Genomic DNA, 18189 nt, shown 5'->3' on the forward strand with positions numbered 1-18189 from the left:
CCCCGGGAATCCGGGGGTTTTACTACACCTAACTACCCGGCCTTGGAGCATCCAGATAAAGTTATTGCATTTTACAAGCCTTTTCCGATATAATGTCCACTAAGAAAACACAAAAGTCTTTGAGGTGAGGACGTTCGTGAGAGAACGCTATTATTTGGTCCGGGAGGACATATTGCCTGATGCTGTACTTAAGACTATGCAGGTTAAACAATTGCTTGAGGCCGGGGATGCGAAGACCGTAAATGAAGGTGTAGAGCAGGTGGGATTAAGCCGAAGCGCTTTTTATAAATACAAGGATGGAATTCACTTGATCCATCAGCTCGAACGAGAGCGGATCGTTACGATTTCCATGGATTTGGAGCACGAATCTGGAATGCTTTCCAAGGTACTAGGCTCTGTAGCAGGACATGGGGCTAATGTGTTGACGATTCACCAGAGTATTCCGCTGCAAGGCCGGGCAAATGTGGTGATCTCCGTAGAAATTTCACACTTAAATGAGGAGCTCGGAGAGATGCTGGATAGTCTGAAAGAGATTCCAGGAGTGAAGCGTGCTTTAATCGTTGGACAGGGATAGGAACTATATTCGTAAACTTTTAGGAGGAGACAGATGAAGCCGGTTAAAGTGGGGTTGCTGGGCCTGGGAACAGTAGGCACAGGTGTAGTTCGTATCGTGGAAGGGAATCAAGAGGATTTAAGCAGCCAGGTAGGCTCTTCAATTGTCATTGAACGTATAGCTGTGAATAATTCTAATAAACCACGCGAAATCGAGGTTGATCCTGCTAAAATAACGACAGATCCATGGGATGTGATTCGTGATCCTGAAATTGATGTCATCGTTGAAGTTATGGGGGGAATCGCGGGAACCAAAGAATATATTCTTGAAGCTTTGGAACGCGGTAAACATGTCGTAACTGCGAACAAGGATTTGATGGCGCTGCACGGCTCGGAGATTCTTGCTAAGGCGCAGGAGAAGCAATGTGATGTCTTTTATGAGGCTAGCGTAGCAGGAGGCATTCCGATTATCCGCACACTTATCGAGGGCTTTTCCTCAGATAAGATTATGAAGATTATAGGTATCGTGAATGGAACGACTAATTACATACTAACCAAAATGAGCCAAGAAGGCGCATCCTATAATGATGTGTTAAAAGAAGCGCAGGATCTGGGATACGCAGAGTCTGATCCAACCTCGGATGTGGAAGGCCTGGACGCTGCCCGCAAAATGGCGATTCTCGGAACCTTAGGTTTCCGTACTAATGTGGAGCTGCATGATGTAAGTGTGAGTGGGATTTCTCAGGTGAGTAAGGCGGATATCGCCTTTGCGAAACGTCTCGGATATGAAATTAAGCTGTTAGGCATCGCTGAACGTCAGGATGAAGAATTCAGCATCAGTGTTCAGCCAACCTTGATTCGGGCTAGTCATCCCTTGGCTTCCGTCAATGGCGTGTTCAACGCAGTTTACGTATACGGGGAAGCAGTGGGAGAGACCATGTTCTACGGTGCGGGTGCGGGCGCAATGCCAACTGCAACCTCAGTGGTAGCTGATTTGGTAGCTGTCATTAAGAACCTTAAACTAGGTGTGAATGGATTGAAGCAAAAAGTACCTTACAAGCAGAAAAAGCTTAAGAGTGATGAAGCTATTTTTTATAAAAACTTTTTGCTTCTGCATGTTGATGATAAAGCAGGGGTATTGGCTAAGATTACTCAAGTGTTTGCCGAATATGATGTAAGTTTGGATTCAGTAGTTCAGCAAGCCAATCCCAATAATCCTGATGCGGAGATCATTATTGTCACTCATAACGCTAGTAAAGCAAGCATGAACAAAGTGCTGCGCCATTTCGAGGAGCTGAAAGTCATCCGCCGGATTAAGAGCCATTATCGTGTGGAAGGTTAACCAAGCCACTGAACTAATACTTTCATATTTCAAAACATAGTAAGGAGATTGTACCTGTTATGAGTATTTACGGAAGAGCTAGGGTTAAAGTGCCTGCTAGTACTGCCAATCTTGGTCCGGGCTTCGATACTCTGGGTATGGCTTTGCCGCTATATGCCTGGATTGAGATGGAGGAAGCAGAGGAGACTGTTTTTCATCTATATGGTGATGAGATGAATGGAGTGGCTCAGGATAAGAGCAATTTACTCTATAAGGTCGCTCAAATGGTATTTGCAGAGGCAGGCGTTACGGTGCCTGAATTATCGATAACCATGTACTCGGAGATTCCGCTTACGCGTGGACTCGGCAGCAGTGCCTCAGCTATTATTGGCGGAATGGCCGCAGCGAACACAATGATTGGCTCTCCGCTGGATAATGCTAAGCTGTTTGATATGGCTACCCAGCTTGAGAAACATCCCGATAATGTGGGTGCCTCCTTGTTTGGCGGCATTATTACTGCCGTGTGGGATGGTGAACATGCGGATTATGTTCGGCTAGAACCACCACAAAATCTTGAGGTGCTGGTGGTTATTCCTGAATTCGAACTGGAAACCACAAAAGCGCGGGGATTGCTTCCAACAGAAATCTCAGTTAGTGATGCTGTGTACAACATTAGCAGAACCTCTCTATTGACGGCTTCGCTGGCATCAGGTCGGCTTGACCTGCTTAGCAGAGCGATGCAGGATCGCCTGCATCAGCCGTATCGTGCACCGCTTATACCGGGCATGGAGAAGCTGCTCGCAGAAGCTCCTGAACACGGTGCTTTAGGGATCGCACTTAGCGGTGCTGGACCGACTCTGCTATGTTTAGTGGATCGCCAAGAGACCCGTAAGAGTGAGCTTGAGGCCTTCTTGAAGAATACGATGCAGGAACATGGCATTTCCGCTCGGACCTGCTGGTTAACACCTTGTGCTTCTGGAGTTACTACAGAGCTGCTTGAAATAAACGAGATGCAAAACGTATCATTTTTGGATATGATAAAAGGAGTACGGTCATGAAATCAATAGCGGTATTGCCGCAGGGCTCGGTATCCCACGAAGCGCTGCTGCATTTGTTTAACGGTGAACCTGTAAAGCTTGTGCATCACAAGTTAATTTCCGATGTATTTCTCTCTACGGCGAATGGTACCACCGATTACAGCGTGATTCCGATTGAAAATACCATTGAAGGCTCAGTTAGTCTTCACATCGATTGGCTCATCAATGAAGTGGATCTGCCAATGCAGACGGAATGGATTTTTCCATCGATACAGAATCTTATCGGTAACCCAAGGGAATTCACAGATACAGACGGCAACAAGGATTTCACCAAGATGGTAAAAATCCTTTCGCACCCCGTAGCAATGGCGCAATGTATGCAATTTGTTCGTAAGCATGCCCCTTGGGCTGAACTGGAGTCGGTTGGAAGTACCTCTGAAGCTGTGGAAATCGTCAAAAACAATCCCGGCAAGGGCTGGGCTGCTATCGGTACCGCTCTTGGCGCCGCTACTCATGGGCTGGAGATTGTAGATCGGCAAATTACAGATCACAACAACAATTACACACGGTTTGTCCTGGTTGGTCCACAGAAGATAGATCTTCCGCGGAGCAGCACAGGAGTAAAGACGAGTGTTCTAGTAACGCTGCCAGAGGATTTTCCAGGTGCCTTGCATCAGGTGCTTGCTGCTTTTTCCTGGCGGAAACTGAATTTATCGCGTATTGAATCACGACCAACGAAGAAGAAGCTGGGTACTTATTATTTTTATATTGATGTGCTGGAACCGATAGAATCTGTTCTGCTGCCAGGGGCTATTGAAGAAATTAGTGCTTTAGGCTGTCAGGTAAGGATTCTGGGCTCGTATCCCACATACACCTATGAGGAAGAGAAAGCGGAGGTGCAGTAAATTCATGGCTGAGCAATGGATCTATTTGGATGGACAACACGTAACGAAGGAAAATGCAAAGGTATCCGTTTTTGATCACGGTTTTTTGTATGGAGACGGTATTTTTGAAGGTATCCGTATCTATAACGGCAATATTTTTAAATGTAAAGAGCATTTGGACAGACTGTATGATTCGGCAAAATCGATCATGCTGGACATTCCGCTAACGTATGATGAGATGCTGGAGGCTATGGCTGAAACGATTCGTCTTAATGACATGCGGAACGGTTATATTCGACTGATCGTCTCCCGGGGACCAGGGAACTTAGGTCTTGATCCACGCCGTTGTCCAAAAGCTAGTGTAATTATTATCGTTGAACAACTGGCTATTTACCCAGAACAAGCGTATTTGAACGGACTTCGTGCAGTTTCTGTGTCCCAACGCCGTAATATTCCGGATGCACTCAATCCAAAGATCAAATCGCTTAATTACCTAAACAATATCCTAGTAAAAATCCAATCCAACTTGGCAGAAGCCGACGAAGCCATCATGATGAACGCTCAAGGTTATGTTACTGAGGGATCGGGCGATAACATTTTCATCATCAAAAATGGTGTAGTTTTCACTCCTCCATGTTACTTGGGAGCCCTTGAAGGAATTACCCGTCTGGCGATCATTGAGCTCTGCGAGAAATTAGGTATTAAACTGAAAGAAGAACCGTTCACAATGCATGATGTTTATATAGCGGACGAGGTGTTCTTCACTGGCACAGCTGCTGAGGTTATTGCTGCACGTGAAATTGACGGCCGGATCATTGGTGAAGGACAAGCGGGTCCAATCACTTTGAAGCTGCTCGAAGAGTTCCGTAATGTGGTTGATAAAGATGGCTATAAGGTTTGGGAATAAAGACTAATCATACAACGTAAATAGCATTGAATACGCATCAGAAGTCCTTTTATGCATACATGCAGAAGAAAACGGGAGTCTCCGGTTAATCTTTTCATGGATCATGAAAGGATTTTTTTTATTTCGGGGATGTCATTCGCCCATGGGCTGCATAAGATGTAGTAACGAAGGAGGCGGCTGTACCGCATATAACTTTGTAAGAGAGCAATGTTCCATGAAAAGGGTGTTTGCTTTCGAAGTCAGTTTTGCTGTGTAGCTGTAAAGAAAGCAATACTCCACAAAACTTTTAGGAGGTTAATGCTACGTGAAAATACACATTGTCAAACAAGGCGATAGTTTGTATGCATTATCGCAAAAGTACGGAGTGCCGTTACAAAAAATTATTGAAGCAAACCCGCAGATCAGTAATCCGAATGTGTTAGCGGTTGGAGACAAAGTAAAAATACCTACGGCCCCTGTATCCGTACCGGAGAACAGTGAAGTTTACTACAAGCACACCGTTAAACAAGGAGATACCTTGTGGAAATTATCTAAAGCCTGGGGAATTCCTTTGAAGGATATGGTTGAGGCCAATCCCCAACTAAAGAATCCAAATGTACTTATGTTAGGGGAAGTAGTTAATATTCCTAAAAAAGTATCCAATACCTCACCGACACAGCCTGGGTATACACCGTCTAACGCGTCAGAGAAAACGCAGGTGGGTGGCAAGGAATATACAGGTCCCAAAGAACAGCCTGCTGCTGAAGTAGTGCCTGCACCTAAACCAGAAACTAAACCAGAAGTAAAACCAGAGACCAAGCCAGAAGCTAAACCTGCACCTAAACCAGTGACAAATATCTCACCTGAATCCAATTCTGCACCACACCCATCGCTAAACATCGCCCCTATTAATACACAAAATATTGCACCCAATCCTGCGCCTAATATGCAAATGGAAGTTGCTCCAGTGCAAGAAATTGAAATGCAGAGTTTATTTGTTCAGATTACGGTTCCAAATCAAGAACCGATTGCTCAACAAGAAGCACCTAAAGCTGAGAAGAAAGCAGACAATGATTGCACATGGGATAATTCCAACGGATACCCGGGCCTGGGAGGAAATCCTTATCTCTATGATTCATATCAAAATAGCCCTAATATGAACATGAACTGGGCACCAAGTTATGTTCAGCCAATGGCTTATGCACCAGAATGTATTTCACCATGTTATTTTTCGGGCAATATGTATTCTAATATGAGTCCAGAACAGTGGAATCCAAATGCCGCGCCAAACATAAGCCCGGAACAGTGGAATCCAAATGCCGCGCCAAACATAAGCCCGGAACAGTGGAATCCAAATGCCGCGCCAAACATAAGCCCAGAACAATGGAATCCCAATGCCGCGCCAAACATAAGCCCAGAGCAATGGAATCCCAATGCTGCCCCTAATATGAGTCCAGGACAGTGGAATCCGATGGAGGCTAATGTTGCTGGCATGAATGTTGGCGGGGATTTCTCCCCGTATGCTGTTCCTCAATATGGAGGACAGACGCCGAACCTTCCTTGGCCAACTTGTGGGTGCGGAGGCGTGCATATTCAACCAGTGCAAACTTATTCATATGACATGCCTGTATATAACACCTATCCTGAATATGGGAATCCAAACGCTTTTTCCGCATATGGAGCAGGAATGCCTAATCAGGGAATGGTACCTACTTCTACGCTTGGAGCATTTGGTGGACCGGATAACTCTAATATTCCATCCAATCCGCAGTATCCAGGGATAGGTAATTATTCGCAGCATAATCGGGTGCCGGAAATTCAAGAACCTGAAGCGTTCGTGCAGGAATCTCCCGAAACGGCTAGAACAGAGACTGATGAGTCAACTTCTAACGCTTCTCTCAAGAATAAGGGGAATGTAGCAAAGGAAACAGCAACAGGCAAAAAAGCAAAGACCTCAGGTCAACCTAGTAGCAAGAAAAGCAAAACTGCTACGAAATCTCAAGGTTCAGCAGCGAGTACTAAAAAACGTAGAAATCCTTGGATTTCAAACTAATAAATTTATATATTAAGCCCTTTGTTTGACTTACGTGTAGATTCTGTATCCTTAGAATCTACACGTTTTTTTATAGGTAAATAGGGATAAAAGATGTTAAATAAAGTGGGGCAAAAGCACTTATTTATAAAATATAAATTTTTAAGTATTGTTTTTATATAGGGATATATGGTACATTATAAATCCAGTCGCAAAGAGGAACTATAAAGCTTTCGGTTGGTGAATGTTAATCTGAATTAGATTGCAAAGAACTTTGAAAAAAAGAGTTGCAATAAATCAGAAAGCATGATATATTATAAGAGTTGCTGCTGAGACATTAAACGGCGCCAACGAGAACTTGATCTTTGAAAACTGAACAACGAGTGAGTGGGAAATCACGTAAGTGAAATCCAAAATTAGAGAATTAATTTTCTCGTCAGATGTTTCAAAATGAGCATATCGCTCTTTTCAATACTAATTGGAGAGTTTGATCCTGGCTCAGGACGAACGCTGGCGGCGTGCCTAATACATGCAAGTCGAGCGGAGTTACTTTGAAAGCTTGCTTTCAAAGTAACTTAGCGGCGGACGGGTGAGTAACACGTAGGCAACCTGCCCTTCAGACTGGGATAACTACCGGAAACGGTAGCTAATACCGGATAATTTCTTTTTTCTCCTGAGAGAAGAATGAAAGACGGAGCAATCTGTCACTGAGGGATGGGCCTGCGGCGCATTAGCTAGTTGGTGGGGTAACGGCCCACCAAGGCGACGATGCGTAGCCGACCTGAGAGGGTGAACGGCCACACTGGGACTGAGACACGGCCCAGACTCCTACGGGAGGCAGCAGTAGGGAATCTTCCGCAATGGGCGAAAGCCTGACGGAGCAACGCCGCGTGAGTGATGAAGGTTTTCGGATCGTAAAGCTCTGTTGCCAGGGAAGAACGTCCGGTAGAGTAACTGCTACCGGAGTGACGGTACCTGAGAAGAAAGCCCCGGCTAACTACGTGCCAGCAGCCGCGGTAATACGTAGGGGGCAAGCGTTGTCCGGAATTATTGGGCGTAAAGCGCGCGCAGGCGGCTATTTAAGTCTGGTGTTTAAACCTTGGGCTCAACCTGAGGTCGCACTGGAAACTGGGTGGCTTGAGTACAGAAGAGGAAAGTGGAATTCCACGTGTAGCGGTGAAATGCGTAGATATGTGGAGGAACACCAGTGGCGAAGGCGACTTTCTGGGCTGTAACTGACGCTGAGGCGCGAAAGCGTGGGGAGCAAACAGGATTAGATACCCTGGTAGTCCACGCCGTAAACGATGAGTGCTAGGTGTTAGGGGTTTCGATACCCTTGGTGCCGAAGTTAACACAGTAAGCACTCCGCCTGGGGAGTACGGTCGCAAGACTGAAACTCAAAGGAATTGACGGGGACCCGCACAAGCAGTGGAGTATGTGGTTTAATTCGAAGCAACGCGAAGAACCTTACCAGGTCTTGACATCCCTCTGAATCTGCTAGAGATAGCAGCGGCCTTCGGGACAGAGGAGACAGGTGGTGCATGGTTGTCGTCAGCTCGTGTCGTGAGATGTTGGGTTAAGTCCCGCAACGAGCGCAACCCTTAACTTTAGTTGCCAGCAGGTAATGCTGGGCACTCTAGAGTGACTGCCGGTGACAAACCGGAGGAAGGTGGGGATGACGTCAAATCATCATGCCCCTTATGACCTGGGCTACACACGTACTACAATGGCCGGTACAACGGGAAGCGAAGCCGCGAGGTGGAGCCAATCCCATCAAAGCCGGTCTCAGTTCGGATTGCAGGCTGCAACTCGCCTGCATGAAGTCGGAATTGCTAGTAATCGCGGATCAGCATGCCGCGGTGAATACGTTCCCGGGTCTTGTACACACCGCCCGTCACACCACGAGAGTTTACAACACCCGAAGTCGGTGGGGTAACCCGCAAGGGAGCCAGCCGCCGAAGGTGGGGTAGATGATTGGGGTGAAGTCGTAACAAGGTAGCCGTATCGGAAGGTGCGGCTGGATCACCTCCTTTCTATGGAGAATCGTTCTCTGCAATGAGAACATTCAAATCGGAAGTTTAACTTCCACAAACTCAGGTTTAGGCCTGTTACTCACTCGTTGCTCAGTTTTGAGAGTTTAAGCTCTCAAGTAAGACTTGATCCTTGAAAACTGGATACCGAAACGAATTTGCGTTTTAGAACATCTTTTAGCAACTTGTGCAAACAAGTAAATGTTATTAGTGAGATTTTTCTTCGGAAGAATCAAGGTTAAGCTAATAAGAGCACACGGAGGATGCCTAGGCGCCAGGAGCCGACGAAGGACGTGGCGAACAACGAAACTGCCTCGGGGAGCTGTAAGCAAGCTTTGATCCGGGGGTGTCCGAATGGGGAAACCCAGCTGTGGTAATTCGCAGTTACTCATTTCTGAATACATAGGAAATGTAGAGGCAGACCAGGGGAACTGAAACATCTAAGTACCCTGAGGAAGAGAAAACAATAGTGATTCCGTCAGTAGCGGCGAGCGAACGCGGAACAGCCTAAACCTAAGAGCTTGCTCTTAGGGGTTGTGGGACGTCTCACATGGAGTTACAAAGGAATATGGTAGGTGAAGAGGTCTGGAAAGGCCCGCGATAGAGGTAAAAGCCCTGTAACCTAAACTGTGTTCTCTCCGAGACGGATCCCGAGTAGTGCGGGGCACGTGAAACCCCGTATGAATCCAGCAGGACCATCTGCTAAGGCTAAATACTACCTGGCGACCGATAGTGAAACAGTACCGTGAGGGAAAGGTGAAAAGCACCCCGGAAGGGGAGTGAAATAGAACCTGAAACCGTGTGCTTACAAAAAGTCAGAGCCCTATTAATGGGTGATGGCGTGCCTTTTGTAGAATGAACCGGCGAGTTACGTTTAACATGCAAGGTTAAGCCGAGAAGGTGGAGCCGCAGCGAAAGCGAGTCTGAATAGGGCGAATTAGTATGTGGACGTAGACCCGAAACCGTGTGATCTACCCCTGTCCAGGGTGAAGGTGCGGTAACACGCACTGGAGGCCCGAACCCACGTACGTTGAAAAGTGCGGGGATGAGGTGGGGGTAGCGGAGAAATTCCAATCGAACTCGGAGATAGCTGGTTCTCCCCGAAATAGCTTTAGGGCTAGCCTCGGTATAAGAGTAGTGGAGGTAGAGCACTGATTGGGTGCGGGGTCCGCAAGGATTACCAAGCTCAGTCAAACTCCGAATGCCATATACTTATTGCCGGGAGTCAGACAGTGAGTGCTAAGATCCATTGTCAAAAGGGAAACAGCCCAGACCATCAGCTAAGGTCCCCAAGTGTGTGTTAAGTGGGAAAGGATGTGGAGTTGCACAGACAACCAGGATGTTGGCTTAGAAGCAGCCACCATTGAAAGAGTGCGTAATAGCTCACTGGTCGAGTGACTCTGCGCCGAAAATGTAACGGGGCTAAACACACCACCGAAGCTATGGCTAGATACGTATGTATCTGGGGTAGGGGAGCGTTGTGTAGGGGTTGAAGGTGTACTGAAAAGAGCGCTGGACACTACACAAGTGAGAATGCCGGTATGAGTAACGAAAAGATCAGTGAGAATCTGATCCGCCGAAAGCCCAAGGTTTCCTGAGGAAGGCTCGTCCGCTCAGGGTAAGTCGGGACCTAAGGCGAGGCCGAAAGGCGTAGTCGAAGGACAACAGTTTGAAATTACTGTACCACCGTAATCCGCTATGAGCGATGGGGTGACGCAGGAGGGTAGTGACGCGGACTGATGGATGTCCGTCTAAGCAGTGAGGCTGATGTGTAGGCAAATCCGCACATCGATAAGGCTGGGCTGTGATGGGGAGCGAAAATTATAGTAGCGAAGGTCATGATCTCACACTGCCAAGAAAAGCCTCTAGCCAGGAGAAGGTGCCCGTACCGCAAACCGACACAGGTAGGCGAGAAGAGAATTCTAAGGCGCGCGGAAGAACTCTCGTTAAGGAACTCGGCAAAATGACCCCGTAACTTCGGGAGAAGGGGTGCCCCGGTAGTGTGAATAGCACGAGGGGGCCGCAGTGAAAAGGCCCAAGCGACTGTTTAGCAAAAACACAGGTCTGTGCGAAGCCGCAAGGCGAAGTATACGGGCTGACGCCTGCCCGGTGCTGGAAGGTTAAGGGGAGTGGTTAGGGGTAACCCGAAGCTATGAACCGAAGCCCCAGTAAACGGCGGCCGTAACTATAACGGTCCTAAGGTAGCGAAATTCCTTGTCAGGTAAATTCTGACCCGCACGAATGGCGTAACGACTTGGGCGCTGTCTCAACGAGAGATCCGGTGAAATTTTAATACCTGTGAAGATGCAGGTTACCCGCGACAAGACGGAAAGACCCCATGGAGCTTTACTGCAGCTTGATATTGAATTTGGGTACGATCTGTACAGGATAGGTGGGAGCCGTAGAAATCGGAGCGCAAGCTTCGGTGGAGGCGCCGTTGGGATACCACCCTGATCGTATCTAGGTTCTAACCTAGTACCCTTACCGGGTACGGGGACCGTGTCAGGCGGGCAGTTTGACTGGGGCGGTCGCCTCCTAAAGAGTAACGGAGGCGTTCCAAGGTTCCCTCAGAATGGTTGGAAATCATTCGCAGAGTGCAAAGGCATAAGGGAGCTTGACTGCGAGACCTACAAGTCGAGCAGGGACGAAAGTCGGACTTAGTGATCCGGTGGTACCGCATGGAAGGGCCATCGCTCAACGGATAAAAGCTACCCTGGGGATAACAGGCTTATCTCCCCCAAGAGTCCACATCGACGGGGAGGTTTGGCACCTCGATGTCGGCTCATCGCATCCTGGGGCTGAAGTAGGTCCCAAGGGTTGGGCTGTTCGCCCATTAAAGCGGTACGCGAGCTGGGTTCAGAACGTCGTGAGACAGTTCGGTCCCTATCTGTCGTGGGCGCAGGAAATTTGAGAGGAGCTGTCCTTAGTACGAGAGGACCGGGATGGACGTACCGCTGGTGCACCAGTTGTTCCGCCAGGAGCATGGCTGGGTAGCTACGTACGGACGGGATAAGCGCTGAAAGCATCTAAGCGTGAAGCCCCCCTCAAGATGAGATTTCCCAATTAGTAAGACCCCTTGAAGACGACGAGGTAGATAGGTTGGAGGTGGAAGTGCAGCAATGCATGGAGCTGACCAATACTAATCGGTCGAGGGCTTATCCTAAAAATACCCCAAAAAGTGAAGAAAAGGCTGCGAAGCTAATTCCGAATACTTTCCGGGGGCCCCGTAAGAAGGGCAAACGCAAATTCGTTTCGGATTCAGTTTTCAGGAATCAAGCTCAGATTTATATAGTCCAAGTGACTGTGTGATGATGAATTTGTTTTCAGCATTTGGCGATGCTGAGACCTGAATAATGCATTTGTACCGCAAATGCCCGTTTGGTGGCGATAGCGGAGGGGTTCCACGCGTACCCATCCCGAACACGACCGTTAAGCCCTCCAGCGCCGATGGTACTTGGACCGAAGGGTCCTGGGAGAGTAGGACGTTGCCAAGCACGCAAGACTACTGTTGAGTAATCGACAGTGGTCTTTTTGTTGTACGATGTTTAGCAGTTTATTATAAGGATAGGCAATCACTGTGAAGTGGTTTTTGAATGAAAATTAGTTCATGGAGGCAAATGATCATGATTATATGGATAAATGGTGCTTTATCATTTTAGTTTGCGTGACTCCCGAGAGACCTTGCTTAAGAGATTAAGCGTTAGAGGTGAAGGAAAAGACCCTTGGGCTGCTCAGCAGATCGACAGGTGGATCAGAGGGCTTGATCACGAGGTATTTAAGCAGCATCTAGACACGAATGATAGAACTATAGGTGAAATCGTTGAGATAATAGCTCAAAAGCTTCATATCAATCTATTACCTAGTGAAGATTAAAAAGAAAAATAATTAGTTTAGGTATTGCCATACTTAATAATACATGATATAATCTTTTTTGTTGTCAAAACAATTTGTTTTAAAAACGGCCCGTTGGTCAAGGGGTTAAGACACCTCCCTTTCACGGAGGTAACATGGGTTCGAATCCCATACGGGTCACCATTTCTTCTTGAAACAGCATTAGACTTCTAGAAAAAATGGTTGCATTACAGATTTGATTATGTTATGATAATTAAGTTGCTTCTTTACATGGAGGCTTAGCTCAGCTGGGAGAGCATCTGCCTTACAAGCAGAGGGTCGGGGGTTCGATCCCCTCAGCCTCCACCATAACACATCCCCAAAAGTGAAGTTAATGCTTCACTAAGGATTCCGGATACTTTCCGAGGAATCCAAGGGAATTAATACTTTTTTACTGACGCGGGGTGGAGCAGCCCGGTAGCTCGTCGGGCTCATAACCCGAAGGTCGCAGGTTCAAATCCTGCCCCCGCAACCAATTTTCATTAAGCAATTATTCTTCTGGAACCGTGGTGTAGTTGGCCTAACATGCCTGCCTGTCACGCAGGAGACCGCGGGTTCGAATCCCGTCGGTTCCGCCATTTTCTTGCTTTATGAGCCATTAGCTCAGTTGGTAGAGCACCTGACTTTTAATCAGGGTGTCGAAGGTTCGAGTCCTTCATGGCTCACTTCTTTAGTGAGTCGGACATCAATACATACCGTGTGCGGACGTGGCTCAGCGGTAGAGCATCGCCTTGCCAAGGCGAGGGTCGCGGGTTCGATTCCCGTCGTCCGCTCCATATAAATTTTGCGCCCTTAGCTCAGCTGGATAGAGCGTTTGACTACGAATCAAAAGGCCGGGAGTTCGAATCTCTCAGGGCGCGCCATATTTTAACTTAATACTTTGCCGGTGTGGCGGAATGGCAGACGCGCTCGACTCAAAATCGAGAGGGAAACCGTGGAGGTTCGAGTCCTCTCACCGGTACCAACTAAATCAACTCAAAGTTCATTAGATACTATATCTGATGAACTTTTTTGTTTGTTTTTTTACAATTCCGTTCATGCCTGTGCCGGAAAACTTTTGATACATCCTTCAAGTATGAATAAGAAATTGGACTTAGTTGTACCCAGAAAGATTAATGTAAGAGGATATGTGAATGAGATAGAGGCATTCCTGAGGAAGCTCCACTTCGAAAGCTATAAGCAATCATGATACTAAACAGCGATTGACAAAATAGAGGAACTACCTAATACTAATTGATAATCATTATCATTTATTGTGAAATATAATTAATTCAAATAGATTGTGGAGCAGATCGGAGTGTATTGCAAAGATGAGGCTGGAAGATCATATTTTCGCATGGAATTATGCCGCTGTTAAAGTACTTGATATTCGACATGCTGTGATGAAGCCTGGGGACAAGCTGCAAGGCTATGTATTACCAGCATGTGGATTTATCTACTGTGTGCGGGGTACGGCCAGCTTGAATCTCAACGGCATAGATTACGACGCAGACCGTCACTTTATTGTGCATGGTGGCAAGGGCATGAGACTAAGTATAGAGACAGGGAAGTTGTTTGAATACTATTTATTATTCTATAGAGCCTCCTTGCCAGGAAGAAAGGATTTAGCAAGACTTTTAGAACGCAGCAATCCATTTCGGATGCAGTATAGCTTCGAGTCTTTGGAGCCATTACCACTGCACTATCAACTAATGGCAATGGAACAACTTTGGGCACAAGGAAGCCAATTGGAAAGAATTCAAGTTAAAGGCTTGTTCTATCAGTTTATACATGAATTATTAAAGCAGTTTACAAAGGATGGAATTAACCTCAGGCAACCGGATGTCATTGGGCAGGTTGTCCGTTATATTGAGGAGCATTATCGTCATAATTTATCACTAGAATCTATAGCGGAGCAATTTAATTATAGCCCTCGTCATTTATCAACCCGCTTTAAAGGGGAGACAGGGTTTAGCTTGATTGAATATTTGATACGATTCCGGCTTAAACATGCAGAAGAGCTATTACGATGTACCGATGCTCCACTTCGCGATATTGCAGAAGAAGTTGGATATAACGATGTATATTACTTCAGTCGCATGTTCAGTAAATACAATGGTCAATCTCCCATCCGGTTCCGCAAGGAAAGCAGGCAGGTGAGCTCATCGGACAATCGTCCATTTACCACCGCCAAATTCTCCATTGGCGAGCACATATCCTCCCGATATAATGTTATTGAGTATGATAATCATTATCATTACTATTACCATAATGAAATAACCGGAGGGTCTTCACCTATGAGATTAACAAAGACGTCAAGTTTTATTGTAGCGATGCTGCTTAGCTTTACCTTGCTATTAAGTGCATGTGGATCTGCAAGTGTTGGTTCTAATGTCACAAATTCTAATGGATCCAAAGCTTCTGAAGTTACATCATCACCAGCAAATAATTCAACTGCAGCTGACAATGCCAATAAGGAGGCTCAGACAAGAACTATCTCTACAATAAAGGGAGATATTGTTGTTCCAGCTAATCCAAAGAGGGTTGTCGTGTTATACCTTCAAGGGGATCTTGTGGCCCTCGGCATTAAGCCAGTAGGGACTTCGAGTGTCTTTGAAGGAGCGGCCTTTGCAGAAGAGCTTGGGGGGATTGAAGATCTAGGTTCATGGTATGAGCCTAATCCAGAGGCTATTATGGCAGTAAAGCCGGACTTGATCATAGCTGCTTCTGAAGAAACTTACGAAATCCTTAAGGATATTGCACCGACCGTTCCAATTCCTTATGAAAAAATGGCGACGGATGAACGTGTAATGAAGATTGGCGAGGTATTTGGCAAGGAGCAGGAGGCACAAGCTCTATTAGATAATTTCCACGAGAAGTTGGAGAAGAGCAAGCAGCAGCTTGATGAACTTGGAATTTTGGATAAGACAGTAACCATTATCGAAGGCGGCAAAAAAGAGATGGCGGTGATCGATAGCAAGCTTTATGGAAGGGGCTCTCAGATCATTTATGAATATTTAGGGCTAAAAGCACCAGAGATTCTTCAGAAAAAGATTGATGGCAGAGAGAAGGCTACTGGAGGGTTTGTTTCCTTAGAGGTGTTACCTGAGTATATAGGAGACTTCGTGTTCCGCTCTGTATGGGATGGGGCTGATGATTTGTCGGACAATCCAATTTGGAACAGCATTCCAGCAATCAAAGAAGGTAGATTGATCGAAATTGGGTTTGATTTTTCATATTATTCCGATATCTACTCTCTTGATAAGCAGCTAGATTTTGTAGTTGAGAAGCTAGTGTCAGCGTATGAAAAAAAATAGAAAGCTAGATGATAGAACAACCGTTATCCCTGATTTAAGAGGAAAATCGTATTTCGGTCTGTTTCTACTCCTAGGGATACTGCTGCTGCTGCTTTCAGTAGCAGCTTCTATCTCATTTGGCTCTGCTTCCATGAGCCTGAAGATGGCATGGACAGCGATTTTTAATTTTGATCCTGAACTGACCGAGCATCAGATTATTCATGCCCTTCGAATTCCGCGTACAGCAGCTGATATTATTGCAGGTATGTGTCTCGCGGTAGCAGGAGCGGTTATGCAGGGCTATACGCGAAATCCCTTAGCAGATTCCGGATTAATGGGAGTAAATGCAGGAGCAGCACTTGCAATGGCCGTTACACTAGTTTTTCTTCCAGGGCAACTGCAGACAACAACCTTGCTGGTTAGCTTTATTGGCGCAGGACTTGGTGCAGGATTAACGTATCTTGCCGCTTCATTGAATCGTTCAGGAATGACACCTCAACGACTGGTGCTAGCTGGAATATCAATTACAATGCTATTTGGAGCTGTGGGGTCATTTATCTCATTAAACTATGGAATTGGTCGTGCCCTTGCTTATTGGACTTCGGGTAGTGTGGCTGGAGCAACATGGGTGGAAATTAGGCTAGTTATACCTTGGTTCTTAGGTGGACTGGCTTTGTCACTATTCATTGCACGCTCTATCACTGTTTTAAACTTGGGGGAAGAGATTGCGAAAGGCTTCGGGCAACGGATCGTTCTCGTTAAGATGATAGCTACGCTTGCGGTCCTTTTACTAGCGGGTGTAGCTGTTGCACTTGTAGGGCCAATCGGCTTTGTAGGGTTGATTATTCCGCATATTATGCGTTTTTTTGTAGGTGTAGATTATCGTTATATTATTCCGGCATCAGCCATTTACGGCGGCGCACTTATGGTTGTAGCGGATATCGCAGGAAGGCTGATTAATCGTCCGGCAGAGACAGCACTGGGCATTATTTTTGCAATGATTGGTGTTCCTTTCTTCTTGCTAATTGCGAGCAAAGAGAGGAGAGCCTTCAAATGAATGTTGTTAAATCGCATAAGGCTACAATATGGATTCTATCTCTTTTAATACTGCTTATTGCAGGAGCTATTCTTAGTCTTAATATGGGAAAGGTGTCCCTCAATCCACTTGAAGTATTTCAAGTATTGCTTGGACAAGGTCCAGAGGAGCATAATCTCGTTGTTTATAAGTTTCGTCTTCCTCGGATCGTATTAGCGATACTTGTTGGATTTGGGATGGCACTGGCAGGTGCAGTTATGCAGGCTTTGCTGCGCAATGATCTGGCTGATCCCGGCATGCTTGGTATTAGCTCAGGTTCAGGTCTTATGGTGTTGCTGATTATCTCAACGGTAAGCATTCAAGGCGCCGCTATAACATTATTACTGCCGTCTATGGCATTCTTAGGTGGTCTGCTGGCAGCAGCTCTGATCTATGTTCTAGCCTATAGAAAACGTCGTATGATTTCTTCTACACGACTTGTCTTGACTGGTGTTGCGATCAATATGGGGTTTAGTGCGCTGTCGCTATTCCTGACTTTAAAGCTTGATGACCAGAAGTATGAGTTTGCGCAGCGTTGGCAAGCAGGATATTTATGGGGGGACAAGTGGTCTTATATCAGCTTGTTGGCACCTTGGGTATTGCTGCTATTCGCATATATTCTTTCTAATTTCAGGACATTGAACGTCTTGGTGCTAGGCAACGAAATTTCGATAGGATTAGGAGTCGCTGTAAAGAAGAAATTTTTGCGCTTGGCAATTGCGGCTGTAGGCATAGCTTCTGGCTGTGTAGCGCTCGGGGGCTCGATCTTCTTTATTGGATTGATTAGTCCGCATGTGGCTCGCAAGCTGGTAGGTCACGACTACAAAGTGCTTCTACCTACTTCAGCGCTTATTGGTGCGCTATTGCTGCTTGTAGCGGATACGATTGCTCGAACGGTCAGCTTTAAGTCAGATATTCCCGCAGGAATTATTGTAACAATGCTGAGTGTGCCTTATTTTCTATATCTATTAATGCGTTCAAAATAAATATCGATAGGTTCGAGCCTCTCACCGTATACTAAAAAGGTCTATAAGATTGCTTAATAAGCGATTTTATAGACCTTTTTCATTTTCAGAGCTTATTAAATTCCAGAAAAGTTTGATAAATAAAAAAAAAATCCCCTTTCTCCTATCTTTAATAGAAAGGAAGGACTGTTCCCTATCTCGTTAATTGATCAAGATACCGGTGTGGCAGGAACTATATATC

10 protein-coding genes, 8 tRNA genes and 3 rRNA genes are annotated in these 18189 nt (G+C 46.1%); all 21 read left to right on the top strand.

The genetic code is table 11. The features are described 5' to 3' along the window. Positions 1 to 136 precede the first annotated feature (136 nt). The 21 genes from MHH63_RS03600 to MHH63_RS03700 all read left to right on the top strand — a co-directional run bounded on the left by MHH63_RS03600 (position 137) and on the right by MHH63_RS03700 (position 17969). On the top strand, positions 137 to 574 hold the full coding sequence (locus MHH63_RS03600) for an ACT domain-containing protein (protein WP_038573029.1): 438 nt from the start codon (positions 137 to 139) through the stop codon (positions 572 to 574). A gap of 33 nt (positions 575 to 607) precedes the next feature. Further along, positions 608 to 1894, top strand: a complete 1287-nt coding sequence (locus tag MHH63_RS03605) for a homoserine dehydrogenase (RefSeq protein ID WP_036685184.1) — start codon at positions 608 to 610, stop codon at positions 1892 to 1894. A 59-nt stretch (positions 1895 to 1953) separates the two neighbouring features. Then, entirely contained in the window at positions 1954 to 2931 is a 978-nt protein-coding gene (gene thrB, locus MHH63_RS03610) for a homoserine kinase (protein WP_076309137.1), read from the top strand. After that, entirely contained in the window at positions 2928 to 3815 is an 888-nt protein-coding gene (gene pheA, locus MHH63_RS03615; RefSeq protein ID WP_036685188.1) for a prephenate dehydratase, read from the top strand. The genes thrB and pheA overlap by 4 nt, the downstream gene beginning before the upstream one ends. Positions 3816 to 3819: 4 nt before the next feature. After that, a complete protein-coding gene (gene ilvE / locus MHH63_RS03620; protein ID WP_036685189.1) occupies positions 3820 to 4701 on the top strand; it encodes a branched-chain-amino-acid transaminase in 882 nt (293 codons plus the stop codon). A 304-nt stretch (positions 4702 to 5005) separates the two neighbouring features. Further along, positions 5006 to 6733, top strand: coding sequence for a LysM peptidoglycan-binding domain-containing protein (locus tag MHH63_RS03625; protein ID WP_341171212.1), 1728 nt, complete (start codon positions 5006 to 5008; stop codon positions 6731 to 6733). A gap of 454 nt (positions 6734 to 7187) precedes the next feature. Beyond that, positions 7188 to 8745, top strand: a 16S ribosomal RNA gene (locus MHH63_RS03630). Positions 8746 to 8978: 233 nt separating this feature from the next. Further along, positions 8979 to 11905 (top strand): 23S ribosomal RNA (locus MHH63_RS03635). Positions 11906 to 12119: 214 nt separating this feature from the next. Continuing rightward, positions 12120 to 12236, top strand: a 5S ribosomal RNA gene (rrf, locus tag MHH63_RS03640). Together the 16S, 23S and 5S rRNA genes form the textbook arrangement of a ribosomal RNA operon. A 187-nt stretch (positions 12237 to 12423) precedes the next feature. Beyond that, positions 12424 to 12615, top strand: a complete 192-nt coding sequence (locus MHH63_RS03645) for a hypothetical protein (protein WP_340394524.1) — start codon at positions 12424 to 12426, stop codon at positions 12613 to 12615. Positions 12616 to 12702: 87 nt separating this feature from the next. Beyond that, positions 12703 to 12777: transfer RNA gene (locus MHH63_RS03650), tRNA-Glu, on the top strand. Between the two features lie 89 nt (positions 12778 to 12866). After that, a tRNA-Val gene (locus tag MHH63_RS03655) sits at positions 12867 to 12942 on the top strand. Positions 12943 to 13031: 89 nt separating this feature from the next. Further along, a tRNA-Met gene (locus MHH63_RS03660) sits at positions 13032 to 13108 on the top strand. Positions 13109 to 13133: 25 nt separating this feature from the next. After that, positions 13134 to 13211, top strand: a tRNA-Asp gene (locus tag MHH63_RS03665). 14 nt (positions 13212 to 13225) lie between these two features. Then, positions 13226 to 13298 (top strand) — tRNA-Lys (locus tag MHH63_RS03670). 36 nt (positions 13299 to 13334) lie between these two features. Further along, positions 13335 to 13409, top strand: a tRNA-Gly gene (locus tag MHH63_RS03675). Between the two features lie 10 nt (positions 13410 to 13419). Then, positions 13420 to 13496, top strand: a tRNA-Arg gene (locus MHH63_RS03680). Positions 13497 to 13515: 19 nt separating this feature from the next. Then, positions 13516 to 13597, top strand: a tRNA-Leu gene (locus tag MHH63_RS03685). A gap of 346 nt (positions 13598 to 13943) precedes the next feature. Next, a complete protein-coding gene (locus MHH63_RS03690) occupies positions 13944 to 15929 on the top strand; it encodes an AraC family transcriptional regulator (protein WP_341171213.1) in 1986 nt (661 codons plus the stop codon). Further along, positions 15916 to 16965 (top strand): FecCD family ABC transporter permease, encoded by a 1050-nt coding sequence (locus MHH63_RS03695; protein WP_080742574.1) that lies wholly within the window; start codon positions 15916 to 15918, stop codon positions 16963 to 16965. The genes MHH63_RS03690 and MHH63_RS03695 overlap by 14 nt, the downstream gene beginning before the upstream one ends. Further along, entirely contained in the window at positions 16962 to 17969 is a 1008-nt protein-coding gene (locus tag MHH63_RS03700; protein WP_076098983.1) for a FecCD family ABC transporter permease, read from the top strand. The genes MHH63_RS03695 and MHH63_RS03700 overlap by 4 nt, the downstream gene beginning before the upstream one ends. The last annotated feature ends 220 nt before the right edge of the window (positions 17970 to 18189 follow it).

It is taken from the genome of Paenibacillus sp. FSL H3-0310 (assembly GCF_038002785.1).
Lineage (GTDB): Bacteria > Bacillota > Bacilli > Paenibacillales > Paenibacillaceae > Paenibacillus_AQ > Paenibacillus_AQ odorifer.

Coding starts and splice junctions, on each gene's coding strand:
- thrB (WP_076309137.1), top strand. CDS start 1,954: ATGAGTATTTACGGAAGAGCTAGGGTTAAAGTGCCTGCTAGTACTGCC.
- pheA (WP_036685188.1), top strand. CDS start 2,928: ATGAAATCAATAGCGGTATTGCCGCAGGGCTCGGTATCCCACGAAGCG.
- MHH63_RS03700 (WP_076098983.1), top strand. CDS start 16,962: ATGAATGTTGTTAAATCGCATAAGGCTACAATATGGATTCTATCTCTT.
- MHH63_RS03690 (WP_341171213.1), top strand. CDS start 13,944: ATGAGGCTGGAAGATCATATTTTCGCATGGAATTATGCCGCTGTTAAA.
- MHH63_RS03605 (WP_036685184.1), top strand. CDS start 608: ATGAAGCCGGTTAAAGTGGGGTTGCTGGGCCTGGGAACAGTAGGCACA.
- ilvE (WP_036685189.1), top strand. CDS start 3,820: ATGGCTGAGCAATGGATCTATTTGGATGGACAACACGTAACGAAGGAA.
- MHH63_RS03695 (WP_080742574.1), top strand. CDS start 15,916: ATGAAAAAAAATAGAAAGCTAGATGATAGAACAACCGTTATCCCTGAT.